General features: G+C 44.3%; 18 protein-coding genes. 15 read left to right on the top strand and 3 right to left on the bottom strand.

Features of this window, described 5'->3' with window-relative positions; genetic code table 11:
• Positions 1 to 39: 39 nt before the first annotated feature.
• Both serS and L4D05_RS06880 read left to right on the top strand, forming a co-directional pair.
• Positions 40 to 1,347, top strand: coding sequence for a serine--tRNA ligase (gene serS, locus L4D05_RS06885; protein ID WP_428793424.1), 1,308 nt, complete (start codon positions 40 to 42; stop codon positions 1,345 to 1,347).
• A gap of 247 nt (positions 1,348 to 1,594) precedes the next feature.
• Positions 1,595 to 1,861 (top strand): DksA/TraR family C4-type zinc finger protein, encoded by a 267-nt coding sequence (locus tag L4D05_RS06880; protein WP_428793423.1) that lies wholly within the window; start codon positions 1,595 to 1,597, stop codon positions 1,859 to 1,861.
• 161 nt (positions 1,862 to 2,022) lie between these two features.
• Here L4D05_RS06880 and bioA read toward each other — a convergent pair whose 3' ends face one another.
• A complete protein-coding gene (bioA, locus tag L4D05_RS06875) occupies positions 2,023 to 3,300 on the bottom strand; it encodes an adenosylmethionine--8-amino-7-oxononanoate transaminase (RefSeq protein ID WP_428793561.1) in 1,278 nt (425 codons plus the stop codon).
• Between the two features lie 119 nt (positions 3,301 to 3,419).
• On the opposite strand from bioA, the gene bioB reads away from it, so the two are divergent.
• The 4 genes from bioB to bioD are packed head-to-tail and all read left to right on the top strand — an operon-like array spanning position 3,420 to position 7,087.
• Positions 3,420 to 4,472 (top strand): biotin synthase BioB, encoded by a 1,053-nt coding sequence (gene bioB / locus L4D05_RS06870; RefSeq protein ID WP_265673404.1) that lies wholly within the window; start codon positions 3,420 to 3,422, stop codon positions 4,470 to 4,472.
• The gene (locus L4D05_RS06865; protein ID WP_428793422.1) at positions 4,456 to 5,625 is read left to right on the top strand and encodes an 8-amino-7-oxononanoate synthase; all 1,170 of its coding nucleotides are present in this window, start codon (positions 4,456 to 4,458) and stop codon (positions 5,623 to 5,625) included. Before bioB ends, L4D05_RS06865 begins: the two co-directional genes overlap by 17 nt.
• A complete protein-coding gene (gene bioC, locus L4D05_RS06860) occupies positions 5,610 to 6,410 on the top strand; it encodes a malonyl-ACP O-methyltransferase BioC (RefSeq protein WP_428793421.1) in 801 nt (266 codons plus the stop codon). The genes L4D05_RS06865 and bioC overlap by 16 nt, the downstream gene beginning before the upstream one ends.
• Positions 6,407 to 7,087 carry a dethiobiotin synthase gene (gene bioD, locus L4D05_RS06855; protein WP_265673407.1) on the top strand — a complete coding sequence of 227 codons (681 nt, stop codon included), beginning with the start codon at positions 6,407 to 6,409 and terminating at the stop codon, positions 7,085 to 7,087. The genes bioC and bioD overlap by 4 nt, the downstream gene beginning before the upstream one ends.
• An 81-nt stretch (positions 7,088 to 7,168) precedes the next feature.
• On the opposite strand, the gene L4D05_RS06850 is transcribed toward bioD, so the two are convergent.
• A complete protein-coding gene (locus L4D05_RS06850; RefSeq protein ID WP_265673408.1) occupies positions 7,169 to 7,336 on the bottom strand; it encodes a hypothetical protein in 168 nt (55 codons plus the stop codon).
• A 401-nt stretch (positions 7,337 to 7,737) separates the two neighbouring features.
• Here L4D05_RS06850 and htpX point away from each other — a divergent pair, with 401 nt between their 5' ends.
• The 9 genes from htpX (at position 7,738) to L4D05_RS06805 (ending at position 15,010) form a co-directional block, all read left to right on the top strand.
• Positions 7,738 to 8,607, top strand: coding sequence for a protease HtpX (gene htpX, locus L4D05_RS06845; RefSeq protein ID WP_265673409.1), 870 nt, complete (start codon positions 7,738 to 7,740; stop codon positions 8,605 to 8,607).
• Positions 8,608 to 8,830: 223 nt separating this feature from the next.
• Positions 8,831 to 9,250, top strand: a complete 420-nt coding sequence (locus L4D05_RS06840) for a nuclear transport factor 2 family protein (RefSeq protein WP_428793420.1) — start codon at positions 8,831 to 8,833, stop codon at positions 9,248 to 9,250.
• Positions 9,250 to 9,984 (top strand): SDR family NAD(P)-dependent oxidoreductase, encoded by a 735-nt coding sequence (locus L4D05_RS06835; protein ID WP_428751757.1) that lies wholly within the window; start codon positions 9,250 to 9,252, stop codon positions 9,982 to 9,984. The genes L4D05_RS06840 and L4D05_RS06835 overlap by 1 nt, the downstream gene beginning before the upstream one ends.
• A 67-nt stretch (positions 9,985 to 10,051) precedes the next feature.
• Positions 10,052 to 11,332, top strand: a complete 1,281-nt coding sequence (locus L4D05_RS06830; protein WP_428793419.1) for an NAD(P)/FAD-dependent oxidoreductase — start codon at positions 10,052 to 10,054, stop codon at positions 11,330 to 11,332.
• Positions 11,329 to 12,117, top strand: coding sequence for a DUF1365 domain-containing protein (locus tag L4D05_RS06825; RefSeq protein WP_428793418.1), 789 nt, complete (start codon positions 11,329 to 11,331; stop codon positions 12,115 to 12,117). Before L4D05_RS06830 ends, L4D05_RS06825 begins: the two co-directional genes overlap by 4 nt.
• A gap of 11 nt (positions 12,118 to 12,128) precedes the next feature.
• Positions 12,129 to 13,382, top strand: a complete 1,254-nt coding sequence (locus L4D05_RS06820; protein ID WP_428793417.1) for a class I SAM-dependent methyltransferase — start codon at positions 12,129 to 12,131, stop codon at positions 13,380 to 13,382.
• Positions 13,383 to 13,429: 47 nt separating this feature from the next.
• On the top strand, positions 13,430 to 13,945 hold the full coding sequence (locus L4D05_RS06815) for a DUF2878 domain-containing protein (protein ID WP_428793416.1): 516 nt from the start codon (positions 13,430 to 13,432) through the stop codon (positions 13,943 to 13,945).
• Entirely contained in the window at positions 13,935 to 14,489 is a 555-nt protein-coding gene (locus L4D05_RS06810) for a chalcone isomerase family protein (protein WP_428751765.1), read from the top strand. Before L4D05_RS06815 ends, L4D05_RS06810 begins: the two co-directional genes overlap by 11 nt.
• Positions 14,486 to 15,010: a DUF3833 domain-containing protein gene (locus tag L4D05_RS06805; protein WP_428793415.1), complete on the top strand. Its 525-nt coding sequence runs from the start codon at positions 14,486 to 14,488 to the stop codon at positions 15,008 to 15,010. Before L4D05_RS06810 ends, L4D05_RS06805 begins: the two co-directional genes overlap by 4 nt.
• Before the next feature lie 287 nt (positions 15,011 to 15,297).
• On the opposite strand, the gene purB is transcribed toward L4D05_RS06805, so the two are convergent.
• Complete coding sequence (gene purB / locus L4D05_RS06800; RefSeq protein WP_428793414.1) at positions 15,298 to 16,668, bottom strand: adenylosuccinate lyase; 1,371 nt, start codon at positions 16,666 to 16,668, stop codon at positions 15,298 to 15,300.
• Positions 16,669 to 16,675 lie beyond the last annotated feature (7 nt).

Raw genomic sequence — 16,675 nt, 5'->3', positions numbered from 1 at the left:
CTTATAAACGTATTCATAACCTAATGCATAGGATTGGCAATGCTGGATTCTAAATTACTTCGTACAGAGCTGGATGAAACAGCTGCAAAATTGGCGCGTCGTGGCTTTACGCTTGACGTAGAAACTATTCGTAAACTTGAAGAGCAACGCAAGTCGATTCAAGTCGAAGTAGAAAATTTACAATCCACGCGCAATTCCATCTCCAAGCAAATCGGTCAGAAAATGGCGGCTGGCGATAAAGAAGGCGCTGAAGAAATCAAAAAGCAGATTGGTACTTTAGGTAGCGATCTTGAAGCGAAAAAAGTTGAGCTAGCGGCGTTAATGACCGAGCTTGACGATATTACGTTGTCAGTGCCAAACATCCCGGCAGATGATGTGCCAGATGGCAAAGACGAAAGCGAAAACGTAGAAGTTTCTCGTTGGGGTCAACCAAAGTCATATGACTTTGAAGTGAAAGATCACGTTGATCTAGGTGAAATCGCAGGTGGCCTTGATTTCGCAAGCGCGACTAAAATTACCGGTGCCCGTTTTATCGTTATGAAGGGGCAATTTGCGCGTCTTCACCGTGCAATTGCACAATTCATGCTCGATCTTCACACTGATGAGCATGGTTATACAGAAATGTATGTCCCTTACCTAGTGAATGCAGATAGCCTTTACGGCACAGGTCAGTTACCTAAATTCGGTAAAGACCTTTTCCATACTGAGCCGCTTGTTGAAAAAGTGAGTGATGAAGAGCCGCGTAAGCTGTCTCTAATCCCAACGGCAGAAGTACCAGTGACCAACATGGTTCGCGATACCATTACGGATGAAGCAGACCTGCCTGTTAAAATGACTGCGCATACGCCATGTTTCCGTTCTGAAGCGGGTTCTTACGGTCGTGACACTCGTGGTCTGATTCGTATGCACCAATTTGATAAAGTGGAATTAGTACAAATTACTAAGCCTGAAGATTCAATGGACGCACTTGAGGAGCTAACCGGTCACGCAGAGAAAGTGCTACAGCTTCTTGAACTGCCTTACCGTAAAGTGGTTCTGTGTACGGGTGATATGGGCTTTGGTGCTCGTAAGACTTACGATCTCGAAGTCTGGGTTCCTGCACAAGAAACGTACCGTGAAATTTCATCTTGTTCAAACATGTGGGATTTCCAATCACGTCGCATGCAAGCTCGTTTCCGCCGTAAAGGTGAGAAGAAGCCAGAGCTTGTTCACACACTAAATGGTTCAGGTTTGGCTGTTGGCCGTACTATGGTAGCTATTCTTGAGAATAACCAAGAAGCAGATGGTCGTATTGCTATCCCAACAGTGCTACAACCGTATATGCGCGGTGTGACTCACATTGGTTAATACCAATTGATAGAATGATAAAGCCCAGCACTCGCTGGGCTTTTTTATGGGCGTAATATTTAGAGATGTTGAATTGCCTCTCCGGTGTGTGCGGGTTACGGTTGCTGTTGACTATTACACGGCGGTAATAGTGTTTTGGCTTTTTGCTATCTTATTAAAACCGTTGCTGTCGATATAATGTGCAACGTCATCGCAGTGTAGTACTGCGATAAACACGATTTTCTCAATCAATCTTCGAGGAGGGCGTATGGCAGTTGGATGGGCAGGTGACGACAGTGTTAGTCAACAAATTCAGCATAATATTGATGACGAAATTAGCCGAGTAAGACGTAATCTTATCACAGGAGAGAGTGCGCAATTTTGTGACGAATGTGGAGAGGATATCCCGGAGGCGAGGCGTAACGCTATAAAAGGTGTTCGCTTGTGTCTTCATTGTCAATCGTCGCAGGAGCATGCTTATCAGCGCTCGTCGTTATTTAATCGCCGAGCGAGTAAGGACAGCCAGCTAAGATAGTTGCGCTTAAACTGCGCTACCTAGACTTACGGTATCTAAACGATAGCACCTAAATGACGGTATCTAAAATAGTCTAGAGAAGCAGATGGTACATGACCACGTTAGCGATTTTAGTGAGTGACTTAAATCGCTAACGAATATAGAGCTCACTTATTTGGCTGTTAAGCAAAGCACTGATCATTGTGTAACGCTGCTTTAATCGATTGAACCAGTTTAGCAATGTGTTCAGGTTGGCTAATGTAAGGTGGCATCATGTAAATCAAGCGACCAAATGGTCGAATCCAAACACCACTATCAACAAAATGCTGTTGAATCACCTCCATATTAACGGCAGTGGTTACCTCAACTACCCCTATCGCCCCTAACCAGCGTACATCGCTGACTCGGTCACACTGCAAAAGCGGTGGTAGAAGCTCGGCAAACAAAGACTCGATTAATGAGACTTGCTGTTGCCATTCTCCGGTCTCAATAAGCGACAAACTCGCCTCGGCGACGGCGCAAGCGAGAGGGTTTCCCATAAAGGTCGGCCCGTGCATGAAGCACGCAGCCTCACCTCCGCACACCGTATCTGCCACATGCTTCGATGTTAGGGTTGCCGATAATGTCATGTAGCCCCCCGTGAGAGCTTTACCGACACACATAATATCTGGCTGCACATCGGCATGCTCACACGCAAAAAGCTTACCCGTACGTCCAAAGCCTGTGGCAATTTCATCAAGGATGAGCAATACCCCATATTCATCGCATAGTTGGCGCACTCTTTTAAGAAATGTTGGGTGATAGATGCGCATACCTCCTGCACCTTGAACAATAGGTTCGAGGATGACAGCGGCGATTTGACGGTGGTGGCTAGCAAGTTTGTCTGCGAAGTCTTTGATGTCAGCGTCGTCCCACTCTTGTCCAAAACCAATGTTAGGCGAATTGGCAAAGATGTGCTCTGGTAAAAAGCCTTTATACAAACTGTGCATAGAATTATTGGGGTCAGTGACAGACATAGCTGCGAAGGTATCACCATGATAGCCATGGCATAAGGTGAGAAACTTGGGGCGACTTTCACCTTTTGCGTGCCAATATTGCAATGCCATTTTCAAACTGACTTCTACAGCGACTGACCCAGAGTCGGCGAGAAAAACGTGTTCAAGATTACTTGGTGATAGCGCGACGAGCTTTTTACAGGCGTTAATTGCAGGCTCATGAGTGATCCCACCAAACATAACGTGCGCCATTTTGTCTGTTTGGCGTTTTAGCGCATCGTTAAGTAGTGGGTGGTTATAGCCATGTATTGTCGACCACCAAGATGACATGCCATCAACGAGCTGGCGTCCATCCTCAAGCTCAATATTCACCCCATTGGCGGAGGTGACTGGGTAACAGGTTAAAGGATTAAGCGTTGAAGTGTAAGGGTGCCAAATATGTTGGCGATCAAAGTCGAGATCCATCATAACTCTCTGTGTGTTATTTAATCAGATGTAAACGCCGTGGCGTGGTCGGTGTTGACAGTGTAACGGCTGTGGGTACACTAGCCAAGACTAATAATAATGTGAGCAAGGAATTTTCTGTGGAAGTAAGACACAACTGGACGCTAGCGGAAGTCTCGGCCCTGATGGACAAACCCTTCATGGATCTACTTTTTGAAGCGCAAACATTGCATAGGCAGCATCAGCAAACGAATCATGTACAAGTGAGTACATTGCTGTCCATTAAAACCGGTGCTTGCCCAGAAGATTGTAAATACTGCCCGCAGAGTGCGCGCTACCGTACAGATGTTGAAGCCGAGCGACTAATGGAAGTTGACCGAGTATTAGAAGCGGCGCAAAAAGCAAAAACGGCAGGCTCGACTCGTTTTTGTATGGGAGCGGCATGGAAAAATCCGAAAGAGCGTGACATGCCTTTGCTCAAAGAAATGATTAAAGGCGTAAAGGATATGGGGTTAGAGACGTGCATGACGTTGGGCATGCTAACTCCAGAGCAAGCGAGTCATCTTGCCGATGCTGGTCTTGACTACTACAACCATAATCTAGACACCTCGCCAGAATTCTACGGCAAAATCATTACCACGCGAACTTATCAAGACCGTTTGGATACGCTTAGCCATGTACGTGATGCAGGGATGAAAATTTGTTCTGGTGGCATCATTGGTATGGGTGAAAGTGCCAGCGACCGAGCCGGTTTGCTCATGGAGCTGGCTAACCTTCCAGTTCATCCAGAAAGTGTACCGATTAATATGTTGGTGAAGGTTAAAGGGACGCCAATGGAAGCGGTTGATGATGTAGAACCGTTTGATTTTATCCGCCTTATCGCTATTGCTCGAATCATGATGCCGCAATCCGCTGTTCGTTTATCTGCTGGACGTGAAAACATGAATGAGCAGATGCAGGCGCTTTGTTTCATGGCTGGTGCTAACTCAGTTTTCTATGGCTGCAAGTTATTGACGACACCAAACCCAGACGAAGACACCGATCTGCAATTGTTTAACAAGTTGGGTATCAATCGCGAAGAAACCTCGCAAAAACCTGATGAAGTTCAAGAAAGTGATTTACTAGACCAAGTTGCGATGCGTGTTGCTTCTCGTCCTGAAAAAGATGACCTTTTCTATGAAGCAGGCGTTTGATAGCCGCATAGAGCAGGCGATCTCTTTACGGCAGCAGCAAGGCTTATTTAGACGCACTCAAGCAATTGGTGATGGCAATCATCGCCAGTTTGCTTTGAACGGTGAGCGCTTCATCAATTTCTCGTCTAACGATTATTTAGGATTAGCTGCCAGTGAAGAGCTGGCGCTCGCATACCAGCAAGCGATAGCCAAATATGGCGCGGGTAGTGGGGCATCACCTCTAGTGACGGGGTATTCAAATTCTCACGCTGATCTCGAAAGTGCGTTGACTGAATGGCTTGGCTATGACAGTGCGATATTTTTTTCATCTGGCTTTTCCGCTAATCAAGCGGTGTTGTTTTCATTGCTAGAGAAGGGGGATCTTCTGCTGCAAGATCGTCTCAATCATGCCTCATTAATGGAGGCAGGTATGTTGAGCCCGGCAACGATGAAGCGCTATCGTCATGGCGATCTTAATCATTTAGCATCGTTATTCGTGCCATGCACTCCAACATTAGCGGTTACTGAGAGTGTATTTAGTATGGATGGAGATATCGCACCCGTAGATGAATTCATACAGCGATGCCAGGCTGCCAATGTGATGACGATGGTCGATGACGCACATGGCATCGGTGTGCTCGGTGATGATGGGCTTGGTGCATTGTCACAGTGTCAACGCAAGCCAGACATATTGGTGGTGACGTTTGGTAAGGCATTTGGGCTTAATGGCGCAGCGGTTTTGTGTTCTAAAGCCATGTCTGAGTACCTGACACAGTTTGCTCGCCACTATATTTATTCTACGGCCTTTTCCGCAGCGCATGCGTCGGCGTTATTAGCGGCGCTTACTATGATTCAAACACAACCATGGCGTCGAGAAAAAGTGTGTGAATTGGGGGCGCTGTTTCGCGAAGGAGTGGCTCATCTTCCTGCATATGTGGATACGCAGACACCGATAAAGCCATGGGTTGTGGGGGATGAAATGAATACGATATCACTTTGCTCCGCATTGAAATCTAATCATATATGGACGACTGCGATACGACCGCCAACGGTTGCAAAAGGCAGTGCGCGCTTACGAATTACATTATCAGCCACACATACGCCAGCAGACATTAGAGCGTTAGTGATTGGTCTGGAAGAGTCGGCAAAGGAATTACCATGTCAGAAGCGTTAGTTATCCAAGAAGAAACCAATGACAAATTGGCCATCTCTACCGCCTTTAGCCGCGCGGCTGCACGCTATGATGAGCATGCTCAGTTTCAACGGCAAGTCGCTGACAAGTTATTGGCATTGCTGCCAGATGATTTAAATGGAACAACAGTACTCGATTTAGGGTGCGGCACAGGTTATTGCGCCAAAGTGCTACTTCAGCGAGGGGCAAGCGTTGTATGTGCCGATCTGTCTAGCGAGATGTTACATAAAGCACGACAACGGTGCGGAAATGAAAAAGTCACGTATCACGTCGAAGATGCAGAGGCGCTGTCATTTTCAAGTGGCAGTTTTGATTACGTCGTGTCGAGTCTGGCATTACAGTGGTGTGATGATTTGGCGCTGCCGCTAGCGGAAATCAAACGAGTGACCAAGCCAAGTGGGCAGTACGCCTTTTCAACGTTAGTTACGGGTTCGCTTAAAGAATTGAGTACCGCTTGGAGCAAAGTTGACGAATATCAGCATGTGAATCGATTTATCTCGACAAATCAGATAAAAATTGCGTTGGCGCAATCTGGTAGTGTGAAGTATCAACTAGACTGCCCGGAAATAGTTATGTGGTATCAAACCGCACTTGATTTGATGAAGGACTTGAAAGGGATCGGTGCTACCCATGTAAAGGGGCGCTCCCGTAGCTTTACTGGCAAGAAAACATTGCAGAAGCTAGAAATGGAATACAACAAGCTCTCAAATCCAGTGGGTTTATTACCAGCGAGTTATCAAGTTTGTTTGGGGTTAGTGACATTATGATGAAAGCATTATTTATTGCAGGTACGGATACTGAAGTTGGTAAAACAGTGGTATCGAAAGCGATATTAAGTGCTGTAGGAGACCAAGGGCATGCAACGATAGGCTATAAGCCAGTTGCGGCAGGGTGTGAGCAGACAGAAAATGGTTGGCGCAATTCAGATGCTTTGCATCTACAGCAAGCGGCAACCGTTAACGTTGATTATGATTTGGTTAATCCATATGCGATGTCTTTACCTGCATCACCACATATCGCGGCGTTAGCCGATGGTGTAAGCGTTGATTATGAGAAGCTTTCTTCGGTCTTAAAGCAACACAAAGAAAATAGTGATTTCGTATTGGTAGAAGGCGCGGGTGGTTGGCGCGTTCCGGTTTCTGAAGACGATTGTTTGTCGACATGGGTTAAGCAAGAAGCCTTACCTGTTGTACTTGTTGTTGGAATTAAGTTGGGCTGCTTGAGCCATGCGATGCTGACGGCTGAAGCAATAAAAGCCGACGGTCTTGAGTTAGTCGGCTGGGTCGCAAACCGCATCAATCCGGGTGTCGAACACTATGCAGATATCATAAAGATGCTAGAGCACAAAATGGGGGCACCAAAACTTGGTGAGATTCCGTACGTTCCAGGGTGTAAACAAAGAAATATTGGTAAGTACATTAACCTTGATGTCCTAGATGTTTAATAAAAAATGCCGCTCAACTAGAGCGGCATTTTTTTATTCGCTACTTGTATTCGTCACGTGATTTACCGTAGAACCAAGCTTTTATTTCTCGCTAGCAAGCCCGACAAATGCAGATTGAGTCTCTAAAATATGAGTATCTAGTTCACTTGCTTCGCTAATACCCAACTGCTCTCTTGCTTCATCCTCACTAATACCTAAGTGACAACAAAGTAAGTCAATCGCCATCTGAAAGTTGTTATTTTCTACCATGAGGTTTTCCTTTTCGGCATGGAACTAATAAGTCTCAGGCGACTTTATCGGTATGGGGAGCAAGACTCAATACGACCAAAGTCTAACGATGTCAGTCTTGTTCTAAGACCTTTTGTAGGGAATATTGTAAGTGACAAATTGCATATCTAGTGCTATTTGGGGTTGGTATAATCATTTCAATGGCTTATGGTGTTGTTCCTGATCAAGAAATTAACGGTTTGTTTCAATTTAATGCTTAACCTTGATTTTTAAATCTAAGACACTATGTATATAGTGAAGTCGAAAAATGTTACCCCGATCCCAAAAATTCTTTGAAGTGATGAGTTTTTGAGGACACTATAAAAGAATCAGAGAAACCATTCTTTGATCATAATAAAGCTTCTTAATCTGGAGAAATATGAATGAAGCGAGTCTTACTCTTTTTAGCAACTAACTTGGCTGTTGTTTTGGTCTTAAGCGTTGTGCTTAATATCGTGTATGCAGTGACTGGGATGCAACCTGGTAGCCTTTCTGGTTTGTTGGTGATGGCCGCTGTTTTTGGATTTGGTGGCTCTTTTATATCGTTAATGATGTCAAAAGGGATGGCTTTACGATCGGTGGGTGGAGTAGCCATAGAAACCCCACGTAATGAAACCGAACATTGGTTGTTGGAAACAGTAAGTCGTCAAGCACAAGCCGCTGGTATTGGAATGCCTACAGTGGCGATTTATGATTCTGCTGATATCAATGCATTTGCCACTGGCGCAAAACGTGATGATTCATTGGTGGCCGTTTCTTCAGGATTACTTCATAACATGACGCGAGATGAAGCTGAAGCGGTGTTGGCACATGAAGTGAGCCACATCGCCAACGGTGACATGGTCACGATGACCCTTATGCAAGGTGTTGTGAATACGTTTGTTATTTTCCTATCACGTTTTATCGCCAATATTGTGTCATCAAATAACAATGACGAAGAGGGCGGAAGTAACATGATGGTTTACTTTGGTGTTTCTATGGTACTAGAACTCGTGTTTGGTTTCCTCGCGAGCTTTATTACAATGTGGTACAGCCGTCATCGTGAATTCTACGCCGATGCAGGCGCTGCAAAACTAGTTGGCAAGCACAAGATGATTGCAGCACTAGAGCGTTTAAAAATGAGCCAAGAGTCGCAGCTAGAAGGCTCAATGATGGCATTTGGTATCAATGGTAAACGCTCTATGACGGAACTACTAATGAGCCATCCGCCTCTAGACAAACGTATTGATGCATTGCGTCAGCAAAATTACTGATAGCTCGGAAAATAACGGTAGCAAAACGGCACTGGTATAAATCACGAGTGTAGTAATAACCATTAACTCATTAAAAAGCTTGGCGAATTCGCCAGGCTTTTTTTTTGATCTTTTTAAAAGGCACTGCGTATTAGTTATACAAAAAGTTAAAAAATGAAATCTTGTATAACTTTAAAACAGACTAAATTTAATAAAATGATGGCGAAATTTAAAAGGAAGTGATGTGAATATTAACGATGTAAGCCGCCTGTATCAGCAGCTAGACAAGCAGAGCTTGTATTTATTAGAGGGTGTTTATCATGACAGCGTCGTCTTTGAAGATCCTGCACATACCGTTGTGGGGAAGACCTCTCTAGTGGCTTACTTTCATGCGCTTTATGCCAACGTCATTCGATGTGAATTTGACATAGAGCAGCAACAGCAACTTGAAAGCCAAGGCTTTCTAACTTGGACAATGAATCTTCAACATCCAAAGCTAAATCGCGGTCAGCCCATTTCAGTGAAAGGCGCAAGCCACATTCAATTTGAAAATGGTCTTGTGATTTACCATCGAGACTACTTTGATCTTGGAGAAATGCTCTACGAACATATTGTCGTGCTTGGTGGGTTGATTAAAGGCATCAAAAAAAGGTTGGGTAACTAATGGACTCTGAAAATCAGACGGTTTTCATCACTGGCGCTTCTTCCGGTATAGGAAAGCAACTTGCTGACGATTATGCAAATCAAGGCTATGAAGTCTATGCCTGTGGACGCTCTATCCTCAAATTAGAAGAGTTAAAAGCGGGGCGCGAGAATATCCACCTGTTGTCTTTCGATGTTACTAACCAAGACGAAGTTGACCTTACGATTAGAAGTTTATCCACTATGCCAACGTTGTGGATCATTAATGCAGGTGATTGTGAGTACATGGATGAGGGGCATATCAATTCAGAGGTAATGAAGCGTGTGTTTGATGTCAATATGTTTGGCGTCATTCACGTGCTAGAAGCGATACAAGGGATGCTATCAAATAAACATCATATTGTTGTCGTTGGATCTATCGCAAGTGAGTTGGCATTGCCAAGAGCGGAAGCCTATGGAGCGTCAAAAGCTGCGGTGAGTTATCTAATACGTGCATTGCAACTTGACTGGAAAGCCAAAGGCGTAACGTTATCTTGTGTGTATCCTGGTTTTGTAAGAACGCCCTTAACCGATAAAAACGATTTTGACATGCCAATGATGATAGAAGTTGAGGAAGCGTCAGCCGCTATTCGAAAGGGGATAGAAAAACGTCAGTCTCACATCTACTTCCCAGCAAAATTCACTGCGATTATTCGCGTTATATCGTTGCTGCCGTACTCGTGGCAAACCTACTTAGTCAATAAGCTTCTTAGTTAGCAAAATACCTACGTAACAACCGAGTGAATTGACGAAATGATTAGCTGCAATTAAAAAGGAATTCATTATGAAAATTGCCATTATCGGGACAGGAATATCAGGGTTAACGTGTGGTTACCACTTACACAATGAGCACGATGTGACACTTTTTGAAGCGAACCATTATATTGGTGGTCACACCGCCACGGTTGATATAAACGTTGACGGTGAGCCGCACGCAGTCGATACAGGATTCATCGTATTCAATGATCGCACATACCCTAATTTCATAAAAATGATGGATGAAATTGGCGTGACAAGCACACCAACGCAAATGAGCTTTAGCGTGAAAAATCAGGCAAATGGTCTTGAATATAACGGTCACACGGTTTCCACGTTATTCGCTCAAAAGAAAAATTGGCTCAGTCCTACCTTCTACCGGTTCGTCTTTGAAATATTACGTTTTAATAAACTAGCAAAAGAATTTGCGGAGAATGATATTGCATCGGAGACGACACTAGATTCCTTTTTAAATGAGCATGAATTTAGTGACTACTTTTGCACTAACTACATTCTACCAATGGGGGCTGCGATTTGGTCTTCGACATTGGCAGATATGCGCGCGTTTCCGTTAGGTTTCTTTTTACGATTCTTCCTTAACCATGGCTTACTGGATGTTGTGAATCGACCGCAATGGTACGTCATTGATGGCGGCTCACGGGCATACATTGAACCTTTAACACGTGGTTTCGCCGATAAGATACAACTCAATGCTCCGGTGACGACTGTGAAACGTTACGACCAAGCGGTTGAGGTGATAGTGAATGGCGAATCGCAGTGGTTTGATCAAGTGATTTTTGCTTGTCATAGCGACCAAGCATTAAGCATGCTAGAAGCGCCAACTGAAAGTGAGCGGAGTATTTTGTCTGATATGGAGTATCAATTGAATGAAGTGGTATTACATACGGATGTTCGTTTGCTACCGAAGGAGCAACGCGCTTGGGCATCATGGAATTATGCGTTAAACGAAGGGTGTGAAGAGCAGATGCCCACACTCACTTACAATATGAATATCCTTCAACACATTGAGTCATCCAGTACACTTTGTGTATCTCTGAACTCTTCGAATCTGGTTGATAGCGATAAGATACTGCGTACTTTTCATTATTCTCATCCAGTGTTTACTTCAAAATCCATTCGAGCTCAGAATCGCAGAGAGGAGCTATTTGGAGGCAATGAGACTTGGTTTTGTGGTGCGTATTGGTATAACGGGTTCCATGAAGATGGAGTTAGAAGCGCGCTGGATGTGGTTAAGAGAATCCAAGCTCTCAACCGCGATCAAAGCAATCCCATTAAGGGGGTCGCATGAGTGCTCCAGTAGCCAACAGCCGCTTAATGGTAGGAAGCGTTGACCATAGACGCTTTACGCCTAAAAAGCACTATTTGCGATATCCATTGTTCATGCCCGCTATCGATCTTGATGAGTTGGAGCAGTTGAAGCAGAGTGTTTGGGGCTTTGGCGATAAGTGGTGGCATTGGGCAAGATTTCAACGCACAGACTATTTGGGGCAAGGCGATTTAAAGCTAGCTCTACAGAATAAGGTGCATGAACTTACCGGAGACAAACTCACGGGCAAAGTGATTGCCGTGTGCCATTTGCGTTATCTAGGGATTTACTTTAGTCCGGTCAATTTCTATTACCTCTACGATAAGAGAGGACAATGGCAATACCTGTTAGCCGAGGTGAGTAATACGCCTTGGAATGAACGCCATTATTACGCAGTTAACGCACAAAGTGGCAACCAAGATGAGAACTGGCAACATGATAAAGCCTTTCATGTATCGCCGTTCAATCCGATAGATCAGCAGTACAAATGGAAGCTTAAGCCGCTTGGAGAACGGTTGTTTGTTCACTTGGCTTGCCATCGTGATCATAAAGAATTTGATGCGACGGTATCAATGAAGAGCCAGCCTTTTTGCTCGAAACAATTGTTATCTCTACTGATCAAAACACCCGTGATGGCAGTAAAAGTGGTGGCTGGCATTTATTGGCACGCCTTTAAACTGTGGTGCAAAGGCATGCCCATCTACGATCATCCAGAGAAAAAAAGTAGCCCTGCGGAGGCTTTATCTCAACAAAATTCTAAAGATTAAGGGAGTGCTTTATGTTGGACACGACACTAGTCAGTTCTCAAACGCTGACAACTATTCAGAAAACCGCCAGATCGGTGGCATTCAATTGCCTTTATAAACTGGATATCGGTTGCTTAACGATTGTAGAGAGTTTTGAACAAAATGGATTGGGCAACAAACATGTCAGTGAGCGTTTTGGTCGCCCAGAACGCGGTAAGCCAAATGCGGTAATAGAAGTGAAGCATCCGGATTTTTATCGTCGATTGTTAAAGGGTGGGAGCATCGCAGCTGGGGAAGCATACATGGATGGCTGGTGGGATAGCCCGGATTTAACGTGTGTGATGGAACTCATGGCGATCAACATGTCGGCGCTGGATACCATTGAAGCAAAATCTACGCCTTTGACACGAATACTGTATTGGTTGGGGCATTGGGGAAAGCGGAATACTCTGGATAACTCACGAGAGAATATTCACGCTCACTATGATTTAGGTAATGCTTTATATGAGACCTTTCTTGATGAGCGCATGCTCTACTCATCGGCTATTTATCACAGTGACGCAGATTCACTAGAAACCGCACAATTAAACAAGATGGAGCGCCTTTGTCAGCAGCTTCAGCTCTCTAGTGACGATCATGTTCTTGAAATTGGTACAGGCTGGGGAGCAATGGCTATTTATATGGCTCAACGCTATGGTTGCCAGGTCACCACGACAACCATCTCTGATGAACAATTTGATTATGCGCAGAACAAAATCAATGAGCTTGGGCTCAATGAGCGGATAACGTTATTGAAACAAGACTATCGTTTATTAGAGGGGCAGTACGACAAATTGGTGTCGATAGAGATGATAGAAGCCGTTGGTAAACAATTTCTTACCTCTTATCTGAAAAAGTGCCAATCGATGTTAAAGCCTAAAGGCTTGATGGCGATTCAAGCGATTACGATTGCCGATCAACGTTACGATAGTTATTCAAAAAATGTCGATTTTATCCAGAAGTATATCTTCCCGGGTGGCTTTCTACCTTCAATTACTGCATTGACCAGTGCATGTACCAAGCACACTGACTTAGTGACGCGAGACCTATTCGACATTGGCTCAGATTATGCTACCACCCTTGCCGATTGGAGAGCAAGGTTCGAACAAGCCCTTCCAACGGTAAAGCAGCTTGGCTATGACGAGCGCTTTATTCGAATGTGGCGTTATTACTTTTGTTATTGCGAAGGGGGGTTTAGAGCGAAAAGTATTAGCACGGTGCATATGACTCTACAAAGAAACTCGTGAAACGAACCTAGATAACTGAAATAGACGCCATTGAAGAGGGAAAAACAATGTCACACGTTGCTAAGCTTATTTGTGTCAGTACTTGGTTTCAATGTTTATGGTTTCTCTCTGTCGTTGGGCAATCGCGCTTTCAATGGCTCGGTCTTGCGCTTGCGCTCTTGACAATCATCACCACTTATCGAGTGTTATCAATCAGTCTAAGAGATGTGGTGCTGATCGCTTTGTTAGGTCTTATCCTAGATAGCCTCAATGTGATGAGCAATGTCCTCATTTTTTCAGTCCCTGCGTTGCCTGTTTGGTTAGTGACACTATGGCTGGCGTTTTCTTGGTACGCCAATTTTTTACGCAGTACTTTGATGCAATACCCAATCCTATACGTATCACTAATAGGAGGCGCGGGTGGCGCGCTGAGTTATTTAGCTGGTAACAAACTGGGTGCCGTCGTCGTAGGGTATTCACTACCACTAACCATGATGATTCTGTTTATGGAGTGGTTAGCGATTATTTGGTTTGTTGTCAGTTATCAGCGTTTGACGGAAGGAGTACTGAAGCATGATTCGTAAATTAGCAACGTTCGCACTACTGCTTACGGCAATATCAACCCCAGTAAAGGCTGGACCTGATAATGCAGTCAGCTATGAAGCTTGGCGTCATTGGAAAGTCGTCGGTGAAGCTCAACTCAGTTGGCTATTTTTTGATGTCTACCGCTCGCAACTTCTTACACCACAAGGCACATATACTCTGTCGTCTGATGTGTCACCGCACCCAATCGCGCTCAGGATACAGTATCAAAGGGACATAAGTCGCACGCAACTCTTGGATGCGACATTAGACCAATGGGAAAAAATGGGCGTTGATAAGGAAATTAGAAACCAATGGATAGCAAGGCTTTATGATGTGTTTCCTGACATTGAAGAAGGACAGCAATTGATTTACGTGTCAGACGGCGCGTCTGGGTCTTTTTATTATTTAACCGATGAAAAGCCCTTGCAAGCGGTAGGAAGAATTGACGATGAAGCGTTAAACGACGGGTTTCTTGGCATTTGGTTAGCACCGAATAGCCAGTATCCTAAATTGAGAGCGCAACTTATAGGGATGAACAGATGAAAAAGCTCGCTTTAACACTTTGGTTAATGATGGTTGTATTGCTGACATCCTGCAGTGCCAATCTGGATGAGTATGATGAAAGTACACCGAGTTTTGACTTATTCGGTTATTTTAACGGTCAATCTCGGGCTTGGGGAATGGTTCAAGATTACGCTGAAAAACAAACACGACGCTTTGTTGTCGACATTGTAGGGGAGGTGGAAGGTGACACCCTAACGTTGACCGAAGACTTTGTCTTTCATGATGGAGAAACCGATCAAAGAATTTGGACGATCAAGCGTTTAGAGGATGGCTCATACGAAGGAACGGCAGATGACATTATTGGTGTCGCAACCGGGGAAACGGTGGGGAACGCGCTACGATGGCAGTACGATTTTGAATTAGAGGTAGATGGCTCAACCTTTACGGTAGCTTTTGATGATTGGCTCTACAGGCAAGATGAAGACCATATCTTCAATCTAACGAGTATCAGAAAACTCGGTAAGGAAGTAGGCACGATTACTTTGTTTTTTCAAAAATAAGTACCTATTAAAGCTACAAGCTACTTAAGGTACAAGCTATTCAAGGTATAAGTGACTAAAGCAATAAGCCTCAAAAGTACTGGGTAACAATATTACTTTTTGGCAAAAGCAATATTGCCAAGTAAATAGACGTGAGTTCTCATTTACCGTCTGCTATTTAGAAATGTAAAATCGAGAGCAAAACAAAAGGGCTGCAGTGATGCAGCCCTTCTACGTATATCAAACCTTTTTCACCATAGTACGATAACACAGCCTATAAGAAGACAGGCTGGTTCCAACACTAGATATTAAAGCTTGTCAGTAAGTTCAATCGCTTGACCAATGTAGTTAGCAGGCGTCATTAATTTTAGACGTGCTTTTTCATCTTCTGGTAGCTCTAGGCCATCAATGAAGTTACGCATAGCTTCGCCATCTACGCGTTTACCACGAGTTAGTTCTTTAAGCTTTTCATAAGGCTTTTCGATACCGTAGCGACGCATCACTGTTTGTACAGGTTCGGCAAGAACTTCCCAGTTCTTATCAAGCTCTGCAAGCAATGCTTCACGGTTTACTTCAAGTTTGCTAATACCTTTCAGAGTTGAAGTATAAGCAATGATTGCGTAACCCACACCAACACCAAGGTTACGAAGAACCGTTGAGTCAGTTAGGTCACGTTGCCAACGTGAAACTGGAAGTTTTTGTGCTAGGTGAGCAAATACCGCGTTCGCAAGCCCTAAGTTGCCTTCAGAGTTTTCGAAGTCAATTGGGTTTACTTTATGTGGCATAGTTGATGAGCCGATTTCACCAGCAATTGTTTTTTGCTTGAAGTGACCTAGCGCGATGTAGCCCCATACGTCACGATCGAAATCGATTAGGATAGTGTTAAAGCGAGCGATAGCGTCAAAAAGCTCAGCAATATAATCGTGAGGTTCGATTTGCGTTGTGTACGGGTTCCACGTAACGCCAAGAGAGTCAGTGATGAATTCTTCACTAAACTTGTGCCAATCTAGCTCAGGGTAAGCTGATAGGTGAGCGTTGTAGTTACCAACCGCACCGTTCACTTTACCTAGGATCTCTACTGCTTCGATTTGCTTGTATTGACGTTCCATACGGTACGCAACATTTGCCATCTCTTTACCCATTGTTGACGGGGAAGCTGGCTGACCGTGTGTGCGAGATAGTAATGGAATATCACGATATTCAACAGCAAGCTTGCCGATTGCATCAATGATGTTACGAAGTTCAGGAAGAATAACCGTCTCGCGAGCTTCTTTAAGCATCAGAGCATGAGACGTGTTGTTAATATCTTCAGAAGTACACGCAAAATGGATGAACTCATTAACCGCGTGAAGCTCAGGAACACCGGCTACTTGTTCTTTTAGAAAATACTCAACCGCTTTTACATCGTGGTTGGTTGTGCGCTCAATTTCTTTGATACGAGCGGCATCGTCTTCGCTAAAGTTAGCTGCTAATTCATTTAGAAACTGATTTGCTTCTGCACTGAATGCCGGAACTTCTTTGATTGCATCTGTAGCGGCAAGCTTTTGTAGCCAACGAATTTCAACGATAGAGCGGTACTTTAGTAGGCCAAACTCACTAAAGATGCTGCGTAGTGCAGTTGTTTTGCTTCCGTAACGGCCGTCTACTGGTGAAACAGCAGTCAATGCTGACAGTTCCATGGTGTTC

The organism is Vibrio nomapromontoriensis (assembly GCF_050337205.1).
GTDB classification, from domain to species: domain Bacteria; phylum Pseudomonadota; class Gammaproteobacteria; order Enterobacterales; family Vibrionaceae; genus Vibrio; species Vibrio nomapromontoriensis.
Note: the sequence above shows the minus strand (reverse complement) of the source record. Positions and strands in the feature narration are given on the sequence as shown.